Source organism: Rudaea sp. (assembly GCF_057139185.1).
This window is the reverse complement of sequence record NZ_DBNHDN010000036.1, coordinates 1-19,967: the sequence shown is the minus strand read 5'-3', so window position 1 is coordinate 19,967 and position 19,967 is coordinate 1. Positions and strand designations below refer to the sequence as shown.

26 protein-coding genes and 2 tRNA genes are annotated in these 19,967 nt (G+C 62.7%); 8 read left to right on the top strand and 20 right to left on the bottom strand.

Going from position 1 to position 19,967, the window contains the following annotated elements:
• A partial coding sequence (locus AC16HO_RS12520; protein ID WP_484335480.1) for a MobA/MobL family protein occupies positions 1–350 on the bottom strand: 350 nt, incomplete at its 3' end.
• A 755-nt stretch (positions 351–1,105) separates the two neighbouring features.
• On the opposite strand from AC16HO_RS12520, the gene AC16HO_RS12515 reads away from it, so the two are divergent.
• Positions 1,106–1,441 carry a hypothetical protein gene (locus tag AC16HO_RS12515; protein ID WP_484335479.1) on the top strand — a complete coding sequence of 112 codons (336 nt, stop codon included), beginning with the start codon at positions 1,106–1,108 and terminating at the stop codon, positions 1,439–1,441.
• Complete coding sequence (locus AC16HO_RS12510) at positions 1,438–1,716, top strand: hypothetical protein (RefSeq protein WP_484335478.1); 279 nt, start codon at positions 1,438–1,440, stop codon at positions 1,714–1,716. Before AC16HO_RS12515 ends, AC16HO_RS12510 begins: the two co-directional genes overlap by 4 nt.
• Position 1,717: 1 nt before the next feature.
• On the opposite strand, the gene AC16HO_RS12505 is transcribed toward AC16HO_RS12510, so the two are convergent.
• From AC16HO_RS12505 to rplM, 7 genes are all read right to left on the bottom strand, one after another.
• Positions 1,718–1,945: a hypothetical protein gene (locus AC16HO_RS12505; protein WP_484335477.1), complete on the bottom strand. Its 228-nt coding sequence runs from the start codon at positions 1,943–1,945 to the stop codon at positions 1,718–1,720.
• 100 nt (positions 1,946–2,045) lie between these two features.
• Entirely contained in the window at positions 2,046–3,509 is a 1,464-nt protein-coding gene (locus tag AC16HO_RS12500; protein WP_484335476.1) for a DUF6538 domain-containing protein, read from the bottom strand.
• Positions 3,510–3,684: 175 nt separating this feature from the next.
• Positions 3,685–3,996 carry a hypothetical protein gene (locus tag AC16HO_RS12495; protein WP_484335475.1) on the bottom strand — a complete coding sequence of 104 codons (312 nt, stop codon included), beginning with the start codon at positions 3,994–3,996 and terminating at the stop codon, positions 3,685–3,687.
• 84 nt (positions 3,997–4,080) lie between these two features.
• A complete protein-coding gene (locus tag AC16HO_RS12490; RefSeq protein WP_484335474.1) occupies positions 4,081–4,533 on the bottom strand; it encodes a hypothetical protein in 453 nt (150 codons plus the stop codon).
• A gap of 425 nt (positions 4,534–4,958) precedes the next feature.
• Positions 4,959–5,032: transfer RNA gene (locus AC16HO_RS12485), tRNA-Gln, on the bottom strand.
• Positions 5,033–5,119: 87 nt separating this feature from the next.
• On the bottom strand, positions 5,120–5,512 hold the full coding sequence (rpsI, locus tag AC16HO_RS12480; RefSeq protein ID WP_137913659.1) for a 30S ribosomal protein S9: 393 nt from the start codon (positions 5,510–5,512) through the stop codon (positions 5,120–5,122).
• 2 nt (positions 5,513–5,514) lie between these two features.
• Positions 5,515–5,955: a 50S ribosomal protein L13 gene (gene rplM / locus AC16HO_RS12475; RefSeq protein WP_484335473.1), complete on the bottom strand. Its 441-nt coding sequence runs from the start codon at positions 5,953–5,955 to the stop codon at positions 5,515–5,517.
• Positions 5,956–6,248: 293 nt separating this feature from the next.
• Here rplM and rpmB point away from each other — a divergent pair, with 293 nt between their 5' ends.
• Positions 6,249–6,485, top strand: a complete 237-nt coding sequence (gene rpmB / locus AC16HO_RS12470) for a 50S ribosomal protein L28 (RefSeq protein WP_347261966.1) — start codon at positions 6,249–6,251, stop codon at positions 6,483–6,485.
• Positions 6,486–6,497: 12 nt separating this feature from the next.
• Positions 6,498–6,662 carry a 50S ribosomal protein L33 gene (gene rpmG, locus AC16HO_RS12465; protein ID WP_018972500.1) on the top strand — a complete coding sequence of 55 codons (165 nt, stop codon included), beginning with the start codon at positions 6,498–6,500 and terminating at the stop codon, positions 6,660–6,662.
• 249 nt (positions 6,663–6,911) lie between these two features.
• Here rpmG and AC16HO_RS12460 read toward each other — a convergent pair whose 3' ends face one another.
• On the bottom strand, positions 6,912–7,553 hold the full coding sequence (locus AC16HO_RS12460; protein ID WP_484335472.1) for an arylesterase: 642 nt from the start codon (positions 7,551–7,553) through the stop codon (positions 6,912–6,914).
• On the opposite strand from AC16HO_RS12460, the gene AC16HO_RS12455 reads away from it, so the two are divergent.
• Together AC16HO_RS12455 and AC16HO_RS12450 are read left to right on the top strand one after the other, a co-directional pair.
• The gene (locus AC16HO_RS12455) at positions 7,546–8,244 is read left to right on the top strand and encodes an ABC transporter ATP-binding protein (RefSeq protein ID WP_484335471.1); all 699 of its coding nucleotides are present in this window, start codon (positions 7,546–7,548) and stop codon (positions 8,242–8,244) included. The two genes, AC16HO_RS12460 and AC16HO_RS12455, sit on opposite strands and share 8 nt — an antisense overlap.
• Positions 8,241–10,724: an ABC transporter permease gene (locus AC16HO_RS12450; protein WP_484335470.1), complete on the top strand. Its 2,484-nt coding sequence runs from the start codon at positions 8,241–8,243 to the stop codon at positions 10,722–10,724. The genes AC16HO_RS12455 and AC16HO_RS12450 overlap by 4 nt, the downstream gene beginning before the upstream one ends.
• A 99-nt stretch (positions 10,725–10,823) precedes the next feature.
• On the opposite strand, the gene AC16HO_RS12445 is transcribed toward AC16HO_RS12450, so the two are convergent.
• From AC16HO_RS12445 to AC16HO_RS12405, 9 genes are all read right to left on the bottom strand, one after another.
• Positions 10,824–11,249, bottom strand: a complete 426-nt coding sequence (locus AC16HO_RS12445) for a F0F1 ATP synthase subunit epsilon (protein ID WP_484335469.1) — start codon at positions 11,247–11,249, stop codon at positions 10,824–10,826.
• 119 nt (positions 11,250–11,368) lie between these two features.
• Positions 11,369–12,802: a F0F1 ATP synthase subunit beta gene (gene atpD, locus AC16HO_RS12440; protein WP_484335468.1), complete on the bottom strand. Its 1,434-nt coding sequence runs from the start codon at positions 12,800–12,802 to the stop codon at positions 11,369–11,371.
• A gap of 115 nt (positions 12,803–12,917) precedes the next feature.
• Positions 12,918–13,781 (bottom strand): F0F1 ATP synthase subunit gamma, encoded by an 864-nt coding sequence (gene atpG / locus AC16HO_RS12435; protein ID WP_484335467.1) that lies wholly within the window; start codon positions 13,779–13,781, stop codon positions 12,918–12,920.
• 96 nt (positions 13,782–13,877) lie between these two features.
• Complete coding sequence (gene atpA, locus AC16HO_RS12430) at positions 13,878–15,425, bottom strand: F0F1 ATP synthase subunit alpha (protein ID WP_484335466.1); 1,548 nt, start codon at positions 15,423–15,425, stop codon at positions 13,878–13,880.
• Between the two features lie 167 nt (positions 15,426–15,592).
• Positions 15,593–16,126, bottom strand: coding sequence for a F0F1 ATP synthase subunit delta (locus AC16HO_RS12425; protein ID WP_484335465.1), 534 nt, complete (start codon positions 16,124–16,126; stop codon positions 15,593–15,595).
• Positions 16,127–16,130: 4 nt separating this feature from the next.
• Positions 16,131–16,601 carry a F0F1 ATP synthase subunit B gene (locus tag AC16HO_RS12420; protein ID WP_484335464.1) on the bottom strand — a complete coding sequence of 157 codons (471 nt, stop codon included), beginning with the start codon at positions 16,599–16,601 and terminating at the stop codon, positions 16,131–16,133.
• Between the two features lie 55 nt (positions 16,602–16,656).
• Positions 16,657–16,929 carry a F0F1 ATP synthase subunit C gene (gene atpE / locus AC16HO_RS12415; RefSeq protein WP_026293141.1) on the bottom strand — a complete coding sequence of 91 codons (273 nt, stop codon included), beginning with the start codon at positions 16,927–16,929 and terminating at the stop codon, positions 16,657–16,659.
• A 44-nt stretch (positions 16,930–16,973) separates the two neighbouring features.
• Positions 16,974–17,786: a F0F1 ATP synthase subunit A gene (gene atpB, locus AC16HO_RS12410; RefSeq protein ID WP_484335463.1), complete on the bottom strand. Its 813-nt coding sequence runs from the start codon at positions 17,784–17,786 to the stop codon at positions 16,974–16,976.
• An 82-nt stretch (positions 17,787–17,868) separates the two neighbouring features.
• Positions 17,869–18,237, bottom strand: coding sequence for an ATP synthase subunit I (locus AC16HO_RS12405; RefSeq protein WP_484335462.1), 369 nt, complete (start codon positions 18,235–18,237; stop codon positions 17,869–17,871).
• Here AC16HO_RS12405 and AC16HO_RS12400 point away from each other — a divergent pair.
• The gene (locus AC16HO_RS12400; RefSeq protein ID WP_484335461.1) at positions 18,236–18,481 is read left to right on the top strand and encodes a hypothetical protein; all 246 of its coding nucleotides are present in this window, start codon (positions 18,236–18,238) and stop codon (positions 18,479–18,481) included. The two genes, AC16HO_RS12405 and AC16HO_RS12400, sit on opposite strands and share 2 nt — an antisense overlap.
• A gap of 106 nt (positions 18,482–18,587) precedes the next feature.
• Here AC16HO_RS12400 and AC16HO_RS12395 read toward each other — a convergent pair whose 3' ends face one another.
• Together AC16HO_RS12395 and queD are read right to left on the bottom strand one after the other, a co-directional pair.
• Complete coding sequence (locus AC16HO_RS12395) at positions 18,588–19,010, bottom strand: phasin family protein (RefSeq protein ID WP_484335460.1); 423 nt, start codon at positions 19,008–19,010, stop codon at positions 18,588–18,590.
• Positions 19,011–19,195: 185 nt separating this feature from the next.
• The gene (queD, locus tag AC16HO_RS12390; RefSeq protein ID WP_484335459.1) at positions 19,196–19,552 is read right to left on the bottom strand and encodes a 6-carboxytetrahydropterin synthase QueD; all 357 of its coding nucleotides are present in this window, start codon (positions 19,550–19,552) and stop codon (positions 19,196–19,198) included.
• Between the two features lie 125 nt (positions 19,553–19,677).
• Here queD and AC16HO_RS12385 point away from each other — a divergent pair.
• Positions 19,678–19,754: transfer RNA gene (locus AC16HO_RS12385), tRNA-Arg, on the top strand.
• The last annotated feature ends 213 nt before the right edge of the window (positions 19,755–19,967 follow it).

Sequence of the window (19,967 nt, the reverse complement as noted above, 5' to 3'; positions counted from 1 at the left end):
ACAGCAGCCATGCACGCGACGCTGTAACGATCGACGAGCAGGCGGGAGATATCAGCAGTCAACGCTTCACGCTGGTCAGATGAAAGTTCTGCCGGTAACGCCACTTCGAGTTCGCGCGCCACGCAGGCGTTCTTGCGGGTCTCCGAAGTCTCTGCTGCGTTCCACAAGCGCGCGGCATCGGTGGACCAGGATGGCGCATCGGCAGGTGCAAAGAAGAAAACTGCGGCGACACCATCGCGCCGCGTGTAGTCGTGCGTCAGGCCGGTGCGGTCGTCGTGGATTCTGGAGCCGGCACGGTAAGCGGCAGCCGCGACGGAGGAATGGCCCCGAGTGCGGCTGAAGGTTTTGATGCTGGCGTGGAAGATGGCGATGGGACGGCCCTTACTTTGCTATTCTCCGGTGCCCCCGGAATCGATCCTCTTTGATCCAAGGGTTTAGCGTGATCGCACCCTCGACGGAACTCACAATGACAAATCCCTATTCTCCGAACTCTCGTAACAAACAAAGCGTCGCGAACAACTTATCTGTTCGACCGGAAGTCTGGAAGTTCGTTAGGGTCAGCCTGTATGGGCTCGCCGTCATCCTTGTGCTGCTTGGTTTGTGGTATTTGACCAGCAGCACGAACTGCAAGATTGGTGGGTGCGGATAGCATTAGCGACATAGAAAAATACGAATGAAGCCCCAGGCAAGCAGGGTTCCGAAGACGCCGCCTATGGTGCCGGCTGTCCACGCGTAAAGTAGATTTCGCTGTGCTTCAATAGTCATGAGCATGATGGTCTGTCCGTTGTGTTGGGTCGGGTCGTCGTTCACAACGGTTTTAACAGAGTTGCCGACTTTCGCAAGCCGTCCGCTACCACCTACCTGAGACCGCCCAACAAACCCCCGAGCGCTGTATCCGGATGGCCGCACGCAAACCAATTGGGTTTGCATAAGTGCGCTCTTTCTCCCGCTCTGCATCGGCCTTCATCTGCTTTCGACCGCCACAAACGCCGTCTCGCAAACGGTGATTGATCGACGGTAAAAAAGAATCGAAAGAGGTTTTACGATAGACCTTGCCAATGGCAAAAACCGTGGTAACGATAGGGTGTTACCTGCGGAGATCAACATGCTGTCGAACCCTCAAACACGCCTGCTGCTGCTCGAACTCGTAGCCCTGCTCGAACGAACCTTAGCGGCCCATCGATCGCTCACGCTGCCGAATGCCGTCATGGAAACGGACGAACTCAAGGGGCTGGCGGTGATGGCGGACGATACCCTGGCCCGCACTTACGACGCGCTGCGTGAGCCAGCAATCCTCGCACCGGCACTGCGGCACCCGTTCTTCGCCTTCGGGCCAGCCCGGCCGGATCTCCAGACCCGAATGCGTGCGCGCCGTGCGGCCGTTGCACCTCCTCCGCCAGCGCCCACGCACAAGCCCCGGCGTCCGGAGTTTCGTTTGTGAGCGGTCTCGAAAGTTCGGATCGGATGGCGACCCAGGTCGAACGGGCGACGAAACGACTGGCGCAGTTGCGCGCGCGGCAATCGTTGCGGGAAATGCGGCTGGCGACGAGAGAGAAGGAGCGGGCTCGGCGTGCGGCGGTGAGGAGGCAGATGGAGTTGGGCGGCGTGGCGTTGAATGCCGGCTACGGTGATCTGGATCCTGCCGCTTTCGCAGGCCTACTGAAAAACCTGCGCGCGACGGGGCGTGAGTTTCGAGACGCCCGACCGATCGAATAGATCAGGATGGGTATTGCACATACACCGTAGTCAAAGAGCTACCATCGATCCACGCACGCAGACCGTTGAGCCCTTGCTGTGTGCCTTGAAATCGTTCGGCAACGATGTTGTCGCTGCACTCGAAACGGAGAATGCGCTCTTTCTCGGAATGAACCGAGCAATGCGAAAACCCAAGTTGATCCGCTTGCGCATTCGCTCTATTTGCCAGTTTCTGCATCTCATCACTCATCGCATACCCCTCTTTAAAAGACGCTGTGTTTTTGGTTCGTGAAATGTCTCGCGCCGAGCAAAAACCGTGAAGGCACGCAGCAAGAAAACAGTGGCCTCCACTACCCCAGCAACTTACCCAGCCCCTCGAAATCCAACCAGGTCGACCATGGCAGGGCCGGAAAGAACGCGGTGAGTTCTTCCGGTTTCCATTTGCGCATGTAATCGATTTTGTGCGAATCCTTGTCGCCTGCTTCGTGCCCGACCAGCGCACGGCGACGCTCTTCCGGAAAAAATGATCCCTGCAAGGTCTGGATGACATTCTTACGCAACGAATGAAAACCAACGATGCCGGCCGCGCGCCGCGGTTTGATGCCGAGCGCGGCGATGTAGTAGGAGAATCCCTTGCTGATGGCGTTGCCGTTGCCGGCCTTGCTGTCGATGCGCATCGTCGGGAACAACCGCTCCTCTCCGGCCCGCTTGAGCCGTGAAAGGCGATCCCACAGGCCAAGACGAATCAGGTCTGGGTGGATGGGCACGAGCCGTTTGCTGTTTTTGGTTTTGACACGCTGGCCGTCGTTCTCGTTCGTGATGCGCACGAACAGTTTGTCGTCGATCACCTCGAAATCCCGCAGGAAAATCTGCGCAACCTCCCCGACCCTCGCCCCGGTATACAAACCGATCAGCACGCCCCAGCGGATGTGCTCTTTGCGCGGCCGCACGAGATTGGCCGGATCAAACAGGCGCCTCAAATCCGCTTCTTCGAACGGCTCCCACAAAAAGCCATCGTCGCGACGCGCCTCTTTCTCCGCAGCCTTCATCACGACCAATCCGCGCACGCTGTTGTCGGTGACCTCGCCATCTCGCACCCACTTGTCGAACACCTGGGCCAGGTGCGACACCATGTTCGCGACATACCGTTTGGAGCGATGGCTTTTCAGCAGCATGTTCGTCCAGCCCGACGCCATCGGGCGGTCGATCGCATCGATACGCACATTCGGGCCCAGCGATTCCACGAACGACCTGCACGCGCGCTGCCGCTGCGTGCGCGTGTTGGGCTTGAGGTTCTTGCCTTCGGTGTCGTCGTATTCCTGGACGGCTTCGGCCAGAAACTTGCCCTTGGTCCGGCGAGTCGCTGGAGCCAGTGGCATGGCCGCGGCCAACTGGGTGGCGCGAATCTGCATCGCTTGGATCGCAGCGGCATTGTCCGCCTCCGTGCCATCCGTCGTAACACGCGTCGCCATGCCGGTGGCGGCGTCGAACTGAATGTCGAACTTCTTGCCACCCACCGCCCCAACGCGGGCCAGAATGTCCTTGATCTCGGGTGCAGGCATCACCGTCTCCCTGTGTGCAGCGAAGAGTTGAGAATAGCCCAGGGACAAACCGTAAGAGTAGATACGCGCTGCATTTGCATCGCGCGTGCGCAGACTCTGCTTGATCACGCGCAGCCCGATCGTCGCGCGCAAACGCGCGGGAACTTTGAGGCGAAAATGAAAAATCCCCGAAGGGCTGCGAACAAGATGATGGGGCAAGCGCATCGGCAAGTGTCCAAGCCGGTGTCCAAGCGCCGCGATCAACAGGCACAAAAAAGCCCTTGGAAATCAAGGGCTTATATGTTAGTGGCTGGGGGACTAGGATTCGACCGTCCCCACTGGTGGCACCAAGAATCAAGGAGTTACAAAGCTCGGTGTGAGCATTGTGTGAGCGTGGTGTGAGCATTGCAACCGTCAAGACTCGAACGTAGAGATCGAACCTAGATGTTTACTCTGCAGAAAAGGCCTTCCTCGCTGCCACCGAGATCGCCACCAGGACACCGGGAATCATGACGACCAGCCCAGGCGCCACAAAGATCGCGGCGAAGAACCAGTGCCAGCCCCAGACATTCATTGCGCCAAAGAATGCTCCGATGGTGATCGGCAGCGTGAACCGAAGACCCAACGCAGCGACCAGCGCCAAACAGGCCCAGACTAGGCCTAGATGATGTTCGATGCCAACGAAGCCGGCGACGAACTGCGCTATCGCATAGGCTACGAAAGCGAGAAAGCTGATACCTCCAAGAAAACCCGAACCCATAACTTCTCCCCATTTGGTTGGTGATGAACGGGCCGATTGACCCGCCGGTTTGCGCCGCGAAACGCGGCTAACTACAACAGCGAGCTATACGAACGCCTCCTCAGCATTGAGGCCGTCGCACGCTTTCGCCGCCGCGCTTCCGATCAGCCGCAGTACCCGGCCACGACTGATCGGATGTTTGTGTAACTCGATGACTTTCACCCTTCCATTCAACTCTTGCTCCCAGCGTTTATGTGCTCCGCCCGCTGCTCGGTGCACCAGCTTTGCGACCTGTACGTGCCGGTACTCTTCATGACGGTCCGCTTGCGGGTCATCTCGCAGCCGAGCATCCACGGCGAGCCACATCGCCAGCACCTCAAGGGGATCGATCTGGCGCTCCCTGAGCGCCGCCCATGCTGCCCTCGCTCGCTCCGTTGGAGGTCTGCCAGCAAGCCGGAAGGCTTCGACGTACCGACCAGCCGACATGTACAAGCGGCTCACGGCGTTCACCGCAAGCTGCACCGAGTGTTCATCACGGTGATCTCCGAGCCAGCGCAACGCGCGGACTCGATAGGGGCGCAGTGCGCCTGCCCCATAGCTCCCCTTCACATAGCTGCCGTGACGATGGTAGAACTCGATGTGACGACGGCAGTACAGGCGATTGAGTCCCTTGCCACGGTCACCTGTCGTCCTGTTCGTGCAGGGATAGACCTTGCACCGCTCGTAGCCAAGTGTTGGGCCTCGCGGAACCCACGTGTGCCCAAGGAGACCGCTACGTCACCGGAGTGCGGCGAGGGCAACTTGCGACGGTAGTAATAGACGCCGCGCTTAATGGCGAGGTGTGAGCGTGGTGTGAGCATGGTGTGAGCATCGTCCGAAAACGACCGGTCACCCGCCGGTCCGGGACGAGCCTCACAACCCTCTCAAAGCCTTATCTGACGCCAAAAACGACAAAGCCCCGCACGAGCGGGGCCTTGACGTACTGGCTGGGGGACTAGGATTCGAACCTAGATAGGCAGAGTCAGAGTCTGCAGTCCTACCATTAGACGATCCCCCAATTCCGGCCGGATCGTCTATCTGACCTGGCGACGATCCGGATTTGGGAGCACGAGCCGGCGTCGCGAGACGACGGCCCGGGTAACGCTTAGCGCTTCGAGAACTGCGTGGCGCGGCGGGCTTTGTGCAGGCCGACCTTCTTGCGCTCGACTTCGCGCGCGTCGCGGGTCATGAAGCCGGCCTTGCGCAGCGGCGCCTTGAGCGTTTCGTCGTGTTCGACGAGCGCGCGGGCAATGCCGAGGCGGATGGCGCCGGCCTGGCCGGTGTTGCCGCCGCCTTCGACGGTGACGAGCACGTCGAACTTGTCGGTAGACTGGGTCAGTTCGAGCGGCTGGCGCACGATCATGCGCGAGGTCTCGCGGCCGAAGAACTCGTCGAGCGGCTTGCCGTTGACGACGATCGCGCCCTTGCCGGCGCGCAGGAACACGCGGGCGGCGGAGGATTTGCGGCGGCCGGTGCCGTAGGACTGTTGGATTGCCATGGTTATGCCTTGATTTCCAGAACTTGCGGCTGCTGCGCGGTATGCGGATGCTCGGCGCCCTTGTAGACCTTGAGCTTGCGGTACATCGCGCGGCCCAGCGGGTTCTTCGGCAGCATGCCCTTGACCGCGATCTCGATCGCACGCTCGGGTTGCTTGGCGAGCAAGTCCTTCAGTGCGATCGACTTGATGTTGCCGATGTAGCCGGTGACGTGGTGGTAGACCTTGTCGTCGAGCTTCTTGCCGGTGACCGCGATCTTCTCGGCGTTGATCACGACGAGGTAGTCGCCGGTGTCGGCGTGCGGGGTGTAGACCGGCTTGTGCTTGCCGCGCAGGCGCAGGGCCAGTTCGGTCGCGAGGCGGCCGAGCGTCTTGTTGCTGGCATCGACCAGATACCAGTCGCGCTTGACCGTTTCAGCCTTGGCGCTGACAGTGGAAGTTTTCATGGGAAACCTGTGCCCTGCGGGCTCGAATTGATGCGTGAAGCGAGGAACCGCGAATTTTAGCGGAACCGTAACGCGGTGCGCAAGCCCTGTCTCGATGCGCGGCCCCGACCGACGGGGATGGCGAATCGGCCGGGATTGCCAATCCGAAGGTCCGACCAACTTGTCTGGGTAACGGGATTCTGCTTTAATAGGCGGCTCGCTGCGCTTCGCGCCGCGATTTTCCGGCCAGTAGCAACGGCCGGGCCGTCTCTGCCCTGGCCAAGGGCGGCCGTTCCGATATCGAGGAGTAAGCTGTGGCTAAAGTATGCCAAGTCACTGGCAAGCGCGCGCAATCCGGCAACAATGTGTCGCATGCCAACAACAAAACCCGGCGCCGCTGGCTGCCGAACCTGCACGAGCGCCGTTTCTGGGTGCCGAGCGAAAACCGTTGGGTGAAACTGCGTGTTTCCACCCAGGCCCTGCGTACGATCGACAAGAACGGCATCGAAACCGTGCTCGCCGAACTGCGCGGTCGCGGCGAAAAGATCTAAGGAGAACACGCCATGGCATCCAAGCGCGACAAGATCCGTCTTGTGTCCTCCGCGGGCACCGGTCACTTCTACACGACCGACAAGAACAAGAAGACCACGCCGGACAAGATGGAAATCAAGAAATACGATCCGGTCGTGCGCAAGCACGTCGCCTACAAGGAAGCGAAGATCAAGTAAGTTCAGGATGAACTTGTCCCGTGCGGTACATGGATGTACGCCGGCACGGGATCGAGCTTCACGCCTTTGGTCACAAGGCACGGAGAACCCGCCGCGAGGCGGGTTTTTTGTTGCCTATGATCTCAGGCGGAGACCCGATCCCAGCTTGCACCGGAATGACGAGCCTTCGACTAACGACGATTTTCGACCCGTCATTCCCGCCTGCGCGGGAATGCAGAGCAGAAGCGGCCCTATGGCGCGCGCACTCCGTCAACGCCGTGATGTCAACTCCGGCCTCAATACCGCCCACACATTGTCGAGCACTCGCGGTTCGCCTTCGGCCTTGGGATGCAGACCATCCTCCTGCATCCAAACCGGATTCGTGGCGACACCGTCGAGCAGGAACGGGACAAGTGGCACATTGAATTCGCCGGCAAGGCCCCGATACATTTCGCGCAGGCCGTCGCGATACTGCGGTCCGTAGTTGATCGGCAGTTCGATGCCGAGCAGTGCGGATCGCGCCCCCGCGGCGCGCACGGCGGTCAGCATGCTTTTCAGGTTCGCGCGGATTTCGGCGATTGGCAGGCCGCGCAGTCCGTCGTTGGCGCCGAGTTCGACGATGACCAGCCCGGGCCGATGCTCGGCGAGCAGCTTCGGCAGTCGCGCGAGGCCGCCGGAGGTGGTCTCGCCGCTGATGCTCGCGTTGATCACCGGCTGCGGCGATCCTTGTTCGCGCAGGCGCTGTTCGAGCAGCGCCACCCACCCCGCCTCGGGTGCAATGCGATGCGCGGAAGACAGCGAATCGCCGAGGACGAGGATAGGCCCGGCAGGCGGTGCGGGTGGCGCCGCCGGCGCCACAACGATACCTGCAATCAACAGCAGCACGACGAGGAATGGTTTGGTCATGAACATGACGAAGAGCGACGAGATCGTTATCCGGGCCGACAAGGTTAGCAAAAGTGTCGACGGACCCGACGGCAGGTTGACGATTCTCGACGATGTCGGGTTCACGCTCGCGCGCGGCGACAGTCTCGCGATCGTCGGCGCATCTGGCTCGGGCAAGACCACGCTGCTCGGCCTGCTCGCGGGGCTCGATCGCCCGAGCTCCGGCGAGATCACGCTCGCCGGCGAACGGCTCGACACGCTCGACGAGGAAGCGCGTGCACGCCTGCGCCGCCGTCGTGTCGGTTTCGTGTTCCAGAATTTTCATCTGCTGCCGGCGCTCAATGCCGAAGAAAACGTGATGCTGCCGCTCGAACTCGAGGGCGGCGCGGACGCCCGCACGCGCGCGGGCGAAGCGCTGGCGCGGGTGGGGCTGGCCGCACGCAAGCATCACTATCCGGCGCAGTTGTCCGGCGGAGAGCAGCAACGCGTCGCGCTCGCGCGCGCGTTCGTGCACGCGCCGGACATCCTGTTCGCCGACGAACCGACCGGCAACCTCGACCGGCGCACGGGTACGGCGATCGGGGATCTGCTGTTCGCCCTCAACCGCGAGCATGGCACGACGCTCGTGCTCGTCACCCACGATGCGGCGCTTGCCGATCGCTGCGCGCGCAGGTTGGCACTGGACGGCGGTCGCATCATCGTCGTGGCGACCGCATGAGGCCGCTGGCCTTTGCCGCGCGCAGCCTGCGCCGGGAATTCCGCCATGCCGAACTCGCGACGCTGGCGCTGGCGCTCATGCTCGCCGTTGCCGCGCTGACCGCGGTGGCGACGCTCGCGAGCCGTGTCGAGCGCGCCCTGCTTGCCTCGGCGGCCGAACTGATAGGCGGCGATCTTTCGATCGGCGCGAGCCGTCCCTTGCCGCGGAACCTGGTCGATGAAGCGACGCAGCGCGGCTTGAAGACAAGTCGCCTCGCCGACTTCCCGAGCGTGGTATTCGCCGGCGACGCCAGCCGGCTCGCTGATGTGCGCGCGAGTGACGACGCGTTCCCGTTGCGCGGCGTGCTCGCCGTACGCGACGCGACCAATGCCGAACACGAGGCGCATGCACCACCGCCCGGTTCGGTGTATGTCGAACCCGCCGTGCTTTCCGCGCTGGCGGTGAGGATCGGCGACAAACTCCAGGTCGGCGGGCGCGATCTCGTCGTTGCCGGCGAGATCACGCGTTCGCCCGACAGCGGAAACCTGCTGCGCCTCGCACCGCGGGTGATGATGTCGCTCGCCGATGCGCAGGCGATCGGCCTGCTCGGTGCGGGCAGCCGCGCGCGCCATCGCCTGCTGGTCGCCGGCGACGAGGCCGCGGAGGTCGAATACGTACGCGCGGTGAAGCGCGAATTGCCGGACGGCGCCGAGATCGTCACCGTCGCTGATGCGCAACAGAATCTTTCCAGCGCGTTCGAGCGTGGCGGCAATTTCCTGCGCCTTGCCGCACTGCTCGCGGCGCTGCTTTCGGGCATCGCGATCACGCTCGCGGCGCAACGTTTCGCGCGGCGCAAGCGTGAGGAAGTCGCTCTGCTGCGTTGCCTCGGCGCGCGCCGCGGCGAAATCCTTGGCACCCTCCTTCTGGAACTCATCCTGCTGGCGTTGCCGGCATGCGTGCTCGGCGTCGTGGTCGGACTCGGCCTGCAGCAAATCGTGTTCGCCTTCGCCGGCGACCTGTTGCGTGGCGCACGCCCGCCGATTTCGTGGCAGCCTTCGCTCGCCGCGTTTGCGATCGGCGTCGCGGTGTTGTTCGGCTTCGCGCTGCCACCGCTGCTGCGCCTGCGTGACGTCGAACCGATGCGCGTGTTCCGTCGCGACGATGCGCGCCGCGCGGGTCGCTTCGATGCGCTGTATCTGCTCCCGCTCGCCGTGGCTGCAGGTCTGGTTGCCGCGGGTGCGGGCGATACGCAACTCGCACTGACGTTGTCGATCGGCTTCGCCGGTATCGCGGCGGCAAGCGTCGTGCTCGGCCTGCTCCTGCTGCGTCTCGTGAGCAGCGCCGGCAGGCTGCTTCCCGGCGCGCTGCGTTTCGGCCTTGCCAACCTTGCGCGGCGGCGTGCGCTGACCTTGCTGCAAGCCGGCGCGCTTGCGCTGAGCCTGACTGCGTTCGCCCTGCTCGCCGTGGTCGGGCCATCGCTGCTCGCGAGCTGGCGCGCGGAACTACCGGCCAATACGCCGAACTGGTTCCTGATCAACCTGCAGGACGAGCAGCGCACGCCGATGCAGGCCCGGCTGGCCGCACTCGGCGCGACGAACATCAACATGCTGCCGCTCGCGGTTGGCAAGCTCATCGCGATCAACGGCAAGGCGCCGAGAGCGGAGGACTACGGCGACCGCCGCGCGGCGGGCTGGATCAACGGTGAAACGCGCATGTCGTGGAGCCAGGACCTGCCGCCGGCGAACAAGCTACTGCAGGGCAACTGGTTCGCCCCGGACGGGACGGGCAATGCCGGCCCGCAGGTATCGGTCGACAAGCTGTGGATCGACATGTTCCATTTGAAGCTTGGCGATACGCTGGCCTTGCGCGTCGGCGAGCGTGAGATCGTCGCGACGATCACCTCGATCCGCGGCGTGCGCTGGGATTCGTTCCGCGCCAATTTCTTCCTGATGCTCGATGCACACACTGGCAGCGAGCTCGCGCACAGCACGATAGCGAGCTTTCATCTGCCGCGCGACGTGCCACTGGCCACGCTTTCGCGCGATTTCGCCAACGTCTCGCTGATCGACCTGACCCAGATTCTCGACCGCGTGCGCGATATCATCAGCCGCGTCAGTCGCGCGGTAATCTCGGTGCTTGGTTTCAGCCTCGCTGCGGGCCTGCTCGTGCTGCTCGCGGCACTGGCGGCGACCGCGGACGAGCGACGTTTCGAATCGGCGCTGTTGCGCACGCTTGGCGCCCACTCCGCGCAACTCAGCGCCTCGGTACTCGGCGAATTCGCTGCGCTGGGACTCGTTGCCGGAGGCATTGCGGCGATCGGTTCCGCCGCGATTGGCCATGCACTCGCGTCGCGCGTGTTCCGCTTCGAAAGCTACACGCCACCGTTCGCGTCCTTGGCGACCGTCGTATTTGCGGCCGCTGCCCTCGTCGCGATCGCCGGCTGGCTGGCCACCCGCCGCATCGCGCGCACACCACCGATCGCCGTGTTGCGTCAGGGCTGAACGCCTTCTGCCCGTCATTCCCCGCGAAGGCGCGAATGACGGCCATGAAGAACGCCGGCACGAGGCCGGCGTTTTCGTCTCTACGCTCTTGCCAATCGCTCAGTGCTTGAGCTGACGCCGCAGACGTTCGATCGCGGCCAACTGCGCGAGTGCCTGCGCGAGTTCGGCCTGCGCCTGGGCGATCTCGACCGCGTCGGTGCGGTTGGCGAGCGCGCGCTCGGCTTCGTCCTTGGCCTTGCGCGCAGCAGCCTCGTCTAGATCCTTCGCGCGCACCGCCGTGTCGGTCAGCACGGTGACAACCTGCGGCTGCACTTCGAGGATGCCGCCGGAGACATAGAAGAACTGCTCCTCGCCGCTCGCAGCGGTCACGCGCACCTGGCCCGGCTTGAGCCGCGTGATCAGCGGCGCGTGGCGCGGTGCGATGCCGAGCTCGCCCTCTTCGCCGGTGGCGACGACGAGCGTCGCATCGCCGTGGAAGATTTCGGCTTCGGCGCTGACGATGTCGCAGCGGATGGTGGTTGCCATTTTCTATTCCCGTGATTGCGGGACTCGGGACCCGGGACTCGGGACGCGGAAAAGCAAGAGCGCCAGGCTTTTGATCTTCCGAGTCCCGAGTCCCGAATCCCGGGCTCCGTCTTTGTGCACTACGCCGCTTTTTTCTCGGTCATCTTCTTGGCCTTCTCGAAGGCCTCGTCGATGCCGCCGACCATGTAGAACGCCTGTTCCGGCAGGTGGTCGCACTCGCCGTCGCAGATCATCTTGAAGCCGCGGATCGTTTCCTTGAGCGAGACGTACTTGCCCGGTGCGCCGGTGAACACTTCGGCGACGTGGAACGGTTGCGAGAAGAAGCGCTCGATCTTGCGCGCGCGGCCGACGGTGGCCTTGTCTTCTTCGCTGAGCTCGTCCATACCGAGAATGGCGATGATGTCCTTCAATTCCTTGTAGCGCTGCAGCGTGCCCTGCACGCGGCGAGCGGTCTCGTAGTGCTCGGTGCCGATCACGTTCGGATCGAGCTGGCGGCTGGTCGAGGCGAGCGGGTCCACCGCCGGGTAAATGCCAAGCGAGGCGATGTCGCGCGACAGCGCAACGGTCGAGTCCAAGTGCGCGAACGTGGTCGCCGGCGACGGGTCGGTGTAGTCATCCGCCGGCACGTACACGGCCTGGATCGAGGTGATCGAACCCGTCTTGGTCGAGGTGATGCGCTCCTGCAAACGGCCCATTTCATCGGCCAGGGTCGGCTGGTAGCCCACCGCCGACGGCATGCGGCCGAGCAGCGCGGACACTTCGGTACCGGCGAGCGTGTAGCGGTAGATGTTGTCGACGAAGAACAGCACGTCGCGGCCCTTGCCGGAAGCGTCCTTCTCGTCGCGGAAATATTCGGCCATGGTCAGGCCGGTCAGCGCGACGCGCAGGCGGTTGCCGGGCGGCTCGTTCATCTGGCCGTAGACCATCGCCACCTTCGACTGCGGCATGTCCTTGAGGTTGACGACGCCCGCTTCGATCATCTCGTGATAGAAATCGTTGCCTTCGCGCGTGCGTTCGCCGACGCCCGCGAACACCGACAGGCCCGAATGCTGGGTCGCGATGTTGTTGATCAGCTCGAGCATGTTGACCGTCTTGCCGACGCCCGCGCCGCCGAACAGGCCGACCTTGCCGCCCTTCGCGAACGGCGCGACGAGGTCGATGACCTTGATGCCGGTTTCGAGCAGTTCGTTCGCCGCCGCCTGCTCGTCGTAGCTCGGAGCGGCGCGGTGGATGGTCCAGTGATCCTTGGCGTCGATCGGGCCGACTTCGTCGATCGGGTTGCCGAGCACGTCCATGATGCGACCGAGCGTGGCGCTGCCGACCGGCACCTTGATGCCCGCGTCGGTGTTCGTCGCGACGAGGTTGCGCTTGAGACCGTCGGTCGAACCGAGGGCGATCGTGCGCACGACGCCGTCGCCGAGCTGCTGCTGCACCTCGAGCGTGATGGCGGTGCCGTCGACCTTGAGCGCGTCGTACACCTTCGGCACGGCATCGCGCGGGAATTCGACGTCGACCACGGCGCCGATGATTTGTACTACCTTGCCCTGACTCATTGGAGTGCTCCGGATATATCTGAAATCTGCATCAGCGCCGCAAGGCGTCGCTTTTGTTGAAAAGTGCGGCCACGGATGGCTGCTTTTTGACTTTCGCGATCACGGATGATCGCACCTATACTGCCGCCGCTCCGCTGACGATCTCGGAAATTTCCTGCGTGATCGCCGCCTGACGCACCTTGTTGTAGATCAGCGTCAGCGAGTCGATCGCCTTCTTCGCGTTGTCACCGGCCGACTTCATCGCGACCATGCGCGCCGCGTGTTCGCTCGCGAGGTTCTCCAGCGTCGCCTGATAAACCAGCGACTCGATGTAGCGAGTGAGCACGTGGTCAAGCACGGCTTCCGCGTTCGGCTCGTAGATGTAGTCCCAGTCGTGCGCCGTCTCGAGCTGCGTCGACGGCGGCAGCGGCAGCAAGGGGTCCAGCGTCGGCTTCTGAGTCATCGTGTTGACGAAGTCGTTGTAGGCCAGCGTCAATTGGTCGATGCGCCTGTCGGAGTATGCATCGAGCATCACCTTGATCACGCCGATCAACGCCTCGACCTTCGGCTTTTCGCCGAGATGACCCACGCTGGCGACGAGATTGACCTTGAGGCGCTTGAAGAACGCATTCGCCTTCGTGCCGATTGCGACGACGTCGACCTCGACGCCCTTTTCCTGCCACTGGCGGATCTCGCCGAGCAGCTTGCGGAACAGGTTCGAGTTGAGACCGCCGCAAAGGCCGCGGTCGGTAGACACGACGATGTAGCCGACGCGCTTGATTTCGCTGCGTTCGACGAGGAAGGGATGCTTGTACTCGCTGTTCGCGCGGGCGATGTGGCCGATCATCTGGCGCATCGCGCGCGCGTACGGACGCGAGGCCTTCATCAGGTCCTGCGCCTTGCGGATTTTCGACGCCGAGACCATTTCCAGCGCGCGCGTCACCTTGCGGGTGTTTTGCACGCTCTTGATCTTGGTCCGGATTTCTCTTGCGCCTGCCATATATACGTCTTTTATCCCGGCGCAGCCGGGATTCCTTTTATCTTTAGCTCTCGCTCATCGGAAGCCGGAAAAAACTGCCGGCACCATCGCTCCGCTTTACCAGGAACCCGTCTTCTTGAATTCTTCGATGCCCTTCTTCAGCGTCGCTTCGATCGCGTCGTTCCAGTCGGCCTTGTCGTTCGCGGCCTTCATCCAGTCGGCGTAGTTCGCGGCGAAGTGCGCGTGCAGGCCGGCTTCGAACGGCAGGATCTGCGCGATCGGCAGGTCATCGAGGTAGCCCTTCTCGGCGGAGTACAGCGACAACGCGAGCTGGCCGACCGAGAGCGGCGCGTACTGTTTCTGCTTCATCAGTTCGGTGACGCGCTGGCCGCGCTCGAGCTGGGCGCGGGTCGCGGCGTCGAGGTCGGAGGCGAACTGCGAGAACGCGGCGAGTTCGCGGTACTGCGCGAGCGCGAGCTTCACGCCGCCCGACAGTTTCTTGATGATCTTGGTCTGCGCCGCACCACCGACGCGCGACACCGAGATACCGGCGTTCACGGCCGGGCGGATGCCGGCGTTGAACAGGTCGGTTTCGAGGAAGATCTGGCCGTCGGTGATCGAGATCACGTTGGTTGGCACGAACGCGGACACGTCGCCGGCCTGCGTCTCGATGACCGGCAGCGCGGTCAGCGAGCCGGTCTGACCCTTGACGGCGCCCTTGGTGAATTTCTCGACGTATTCCTCGTTGACGCGCGCGGCTCGCTCGAGCAGGCGCGAGTGCAGGTAGAACACGTCGCCCGGATATGCCTCGCGGCCCGGCGGGCGCTTGAGCAGCAGCGAGATCTGGCGATACGCCCAGGCCTGCTTGGTCAGGTCGTCGTAGATGATCAGCGCGTCCTGGCCGTTGTCGCGGAAGTATTCGCCCATCGAACAGCCCGAGTACGGCGCGAGATACTGCATCGCGGCCGAGTCGGAGGCCGAGGCGGCGACGATGATGGTGTGGTCCATCGCACCGAATTCTTCGAGCTTGCGCACGACGTTGGCGATCGACGACTGCTTCTGGCCGATCGCGACGTAGACGCACTTAACGCCCGTACCTTTCTGGTTGATGATCGCGTCGACCGCGAGCGCGGTCTTGCCGGTCTGGCGGTCGCCGATGATCAGCTCGCGCTGGCCGCGGCCGATCGGAATCATCGAGTCGACCGACTTGTATCCGGTCTGCACCGGCTGCGAGACCGACTTGCGCGCAATAACGCCCGGCGCGACTTTTTCCACCGGCGAGGTGAGCTTGGTGTTGATCGGGCCCTTGCCGTCGATCGGCTGGCCGAGTGCGTCGACGACGCGACCGAGCATTTCCGGACCGACCGGCACTTCGAGAATGCGGCCTGTGGTCTTGACCGTATCGCCTTCGCGCAGATGCTCGTACTCGCCGAGCACGACCGCGCCGACCGAGTCGCGCTCGAGGTTCAACGCCAGCGCGGTGCCGTTGCCCGGCAACTCGATCATTTCGCCCGACATCACATCGGCCAGGCCGTGGATGCGCACGATGCCGTCGGACACCGAGACGATGGTGCCTTCGTTGCGCGCTTCGGCGGCGAGCTTGACCTGCTCGATGCGGTTCTTGATCAGTTCGCTGATTTCGGAGGGGTTGAGCGTGGTGGCCATGTTTGTGTCCTCTGCGCGCGTGCGCGGTCAACGCAACGTCGCTTCTGGTTAATGTCAAAAGTCAAAGGTCAAAGGTCGACTGGATCAACTACCGCGCAAAGCGGCATCGACAGCGACTTTTCACCTGTGACTTCTGACGCTCCGGCGGCGCGCACGCCGCCGGGTCGTCAATTCGTCAAAGTCTGTTCCAGACGCGCCAGGCGTCCGCGCACCGAGCCGTCGATCACGACGTCGCCAGCATCGATCACGGCGCCGCCGATCACGGCGGGATCGATGTGTTGGTCGAGTTCAATGCTGCGGCCGAAACGTCTGGCCAGCGCGGCCTTGATCGCATCGGCTTGCGGTGCCGGAATCTGCGCCGCGGAACGCAACGTGACCTTGAGCACGCGCTCGGACTCGCGCTTCAATTCCTCGAACAATGCTGAGATTTCGGGCAACAGGGCGAGACGGCGATTGTCCGCGAGCAACGACAGGAAATTCGCGAACGTACCGCTCGCGGTTTCACCCGGCGGCAACAGCAGGCCGACGAGTTCGTCGTTGCCCAGACGCGGATTGCCGATCAGCGCGCCGACGCGCGCGTCGGCCACGGCTTGCGCGGCGAAACCGAGGTTCGCCGACCATGCCGCCAACGCATTCGCATCGCGCGCGGCCTCGAACGCCGCACGCGCGTAGGGACGGGCCAAGGTCAAGGTTTCGCTCATGCGCTCAGATCTCGGCTGCCAGCTGGTCGAGCAGCGCCTTGTGCGCATCGGCGTTGATTTCGCGGCCGATGATCTTCGAGGCACCCTGCACGGCGAGCGTGGCGACCTGGCCGCGCAGCGCTTCGCGCGCCTTGCCGACCATGCCATCGATCTCGGTCTGCGCCGTGGCTTTCACCCGCGCCGCTTCGAGCAGCGCATCGGCCTTGGCCTTGTCGACGATCTGGTTGGCCTGCTGATGCGCCTTGTCGACGATTTCCGCCGCCTGCGCACGCGCCTTCTTGATCTCGTCGGCCACGCGCGCGTCGGCGTCCTTGAGCTCCGCCTTGGCGCGATCGGCCGCGGCGAGACCTTCGGCGATCTTCTGCTGGCGATCTTCGATCGCCGCCATGATGTGCGGCCAACCGAATTTCATGACCAGCCAGACCACGGCGAAGAACGCCAGACCCTGGATGACGAATGTGATATTGGGGATCATCGCTGACTCCATCAAGCCGACGCAACGCGCCGGCCGAATTCCAGTGGCTGCCTGATTACTTCAGGACGCTGAAGCTGCCGAGGAACGGGTTGGCGAAGATCAGAAGCAGGGCGATCGCGACGCCGATCATCGGCACCGCGTCAAGCAGGCCGGCAACGATGAACATCTTCGTCTGCAACATCGGGGTCAGTTCCGGCTGGCGCGAAGAACCTTCGAGGAACTTGCCGCCGAGCAGGGCGAAGCCGATCGCGGTGCCGAGCGCGCCGAGGCCGATCAGAAGGCTCGCGGCGATCAGCGTGAAGCTCATTACGTGTGCTGCATTTTCCATGGTTGTCTCCTAAGTCGAAAATCAAAAAACGGGAAGTGCGAAAGTCAATGCCGTTCGGCAGCCATGCTCAGGTACACGACCGACAGCATCATGAAGATGAAGGCCTGCAGCGTGATGACCAGAATATGGAAAGCGGTCCACAGGAACCCGGCGATGAACTGGCCGAAGCCGAGCAGATAGGTCGAGAAATGCGAAAGCGTCGCGTCGAGCGTCATCACCGCGATGAGGATGAAGATCAGCTCGCCCGCGTACATGTTGCCGAACAGTCGCAGCGACAGCGACACCGGACGAACGGCTTCCTCGATGATGCGCAGCAGAAGGTTGGCCGGAGCCAGCGCAATCTTTGCCACCGCGCCATGGGCGTGGAACGGTGCGCTGACCATTTCGCCGAAGAACACTTTCGGACCTTTGTGCTTGAGGCCGAAGTACTGGATCAGCAGGAATACGCACAGCGCCATGCCGAGCGTGGTGCTGAGGTCCGCGGTCGGCACGATGCGCAGATACTTCAAGCCCGCGGCGTGGCCCGCGGAAGGCAGCATGTCGACCGGCAGCATGTCGAGGAAGTTGAAGAGGAACACGAGGCCGAAGATCGTGACCGCGAGTGGCGCGATCAGCTTGCTCGTGCCGTGGAAGGTTTCCTTCACCAGCCCGTCGACGAAGACGACGACCATTTCGATGAAGCTCTGCAGCTTGCCCGGATTGGCCACCTTCGCACGACGCGCGACGCCGATGAACAGCAGGCAAAACAGCGCCGACAGCACGAAGGTGAAGAACAAGGTGTCCACGTTCAGCGTCCAGAACCCGTCCTCGCGCGGCCAGCGCAGATGATGCAGGTGATGAACGATGTACTCGGTCATGCCTCCCGACGAGGATTCGTGTTCAGCGGCTTGCGTTTGCAACATGAAGAGGACCACTCGATTCGTTTGCCAACAACTATTTTCAACGGAAGATTCCGACCGCTGCCCAGAACGCCAGTTGGGCCACGAGGACGCCGACGATCAGAGGCAAAGGCGCCAATCCAAACACTGCCAGCCCCAGATACAGCGCGAACACCAGCCAGACCCACTTCAATATTTCCGCCGCGTACACCGCGCGGGCGATCCTGCGGGTCGGGGCCACGCCGTCTGCGTACAAACGCCACGCAAACAACGCATTGCCGATCGCGATCGTTCCGCCGCCATACCAGGCTGCCGTCCCCGACTGCCAACCTTGCGTGCAGAATCCCAGACCCGCCAACGCGACGAGGCCGAGTTGGAAGAGCACGATCCGGACGGCATTGCGTCGGCCATGAGCAATGGAGTTCCGCATGGGATTCGGCTTCTGGATCGCGATGCCGGAAGGGCTGAAACGAAATGTCCCGAACTCGAAGACACATCGCCTGTCGCAAAGCCGCGAGATTATACCCGGCGGTAATTTGCAGCCGCAACCCGGCCTTTCGTCCAAGAAGCGCAAGGGCCAGCCGCGGGATTGCGACATTGTGTCGCAGCCGGCATCGCCCGACGCAGATGCGGATTCGCGGCGAGCGCAGCATGCGCCAAGCCGCAGGCAATAAAAAAGCCGGATGGCGGACCATCCGGCTGAACAAACGCTGCGGAATACAAAAGGGGAGGGAGGATTGCCGCAGCGCGATTTCCGCGGGTTGCCCGCGGGAATCCGAATTAACGCGTGGCCTTCTTGGCCGCGCCATTGACCTGCTTGGTGAAGTCGGCCTGCGCAGCGCTGACCTGCTTCTTGAAGCTGTCGTTGGCGACTTCGAAGCTGCCCTTGGCGATCTGGCTCAGCGCTTCACCGGTCTTGACCGTGACGCCAAACACTTCCTGGCTGTTCGCATAGAGCTTTTCGGCCGAATCCTTGACCAGGTTGACGCCCTTCGGATAGATCGTCTTCAGGCCGTCGAAATCGCGCACTTCGGCGGCTTCCGAAAGGAAGTCGACGGTCGCGGCGACGTTGTTTTCCAGCGCCTTGAGGTTGAGGTTGGTGACGCGCTCCAGACCTTCCACGGCCAGCGTGTGAGCCTTGAACGCCGCATCGGCGAAGCTCTTGGAAAGGGCGAGAGCCTGGGTGTTGAAATACTCGGACATGATCGTTTCCTCGAAATTAAGGTGGTTGGGTTGGTGGCGAGCAATATAGCGCAAGATTTTGTGCGTTGCAACAAGCATATTCCTGCGGCGCAATTTCGAGCTTCGGAGCCTGTCCCACAAAGGTTTTAGCCACCTGGCACGGTGACAATCAAACGCTCGTTTTGCGCAACGCGTCATGAAAGAAATCACACCCCGGCGTAGGCACAGCCTGCGGTGCAGGTTTCGTGCACGACGATGCGACTCAAACGCGGCAGGCCGGGCTTCAGCGCCGCCCAAATCCACGCCGCAAGGCGCTCGCTGGTCGGGTTCTCCAGCCCTTCGATCTCATTGAGGTAGTGGTGGTCGAGTCGATCGAAGATCGGCGCGAACGCCGCTTTCACATCGGCGAAATCCATCACCCAGCCCGTCACCGGATCGATGTCGCCGGACACATGCACCTCGATGCGGAACGAATGCCCGTGCAGGCGCGCGCATTTGTGCGTCGGCGGCACGCCGGTCAGGCGATGCGCGGCTTCGATGTGGAAGATCTTGAAAATGTCCATGTGCATTTCAGACGTGATGGCCGATCAACACGCCAATGATACGGGAACGCGGTACCGCCGCCGGAACATGGGCGCGGATACCCGGGCTGCAGCCGCGCCGGATTTCGTGCGAAAATGCGCGCTTCGCGCCCGTAGCTCAGCTGGATAGAGCATCAGCTTCCGAAGCTGAGGGTCGGGGGTTCGAATCCCTCCGGGCGCGCCAAATCCACGTTCCAGAACATCCCAACAAGTCCCGGAAGCTCGCGAAATCCTCTATTTAATGCGGTTTCCATGTCGCAAGGCGTCTAGGGATTCTCTGATCTATTCCCCTCAAGTTGAGGCAAGATAGCGCCATCGCATGATCGAGGAATATCGATGAAGCAGGCGAGCTTTGCCAGTCTGAGTTTTGCGGTGAAGAAGAAACAGACGCGGCGCG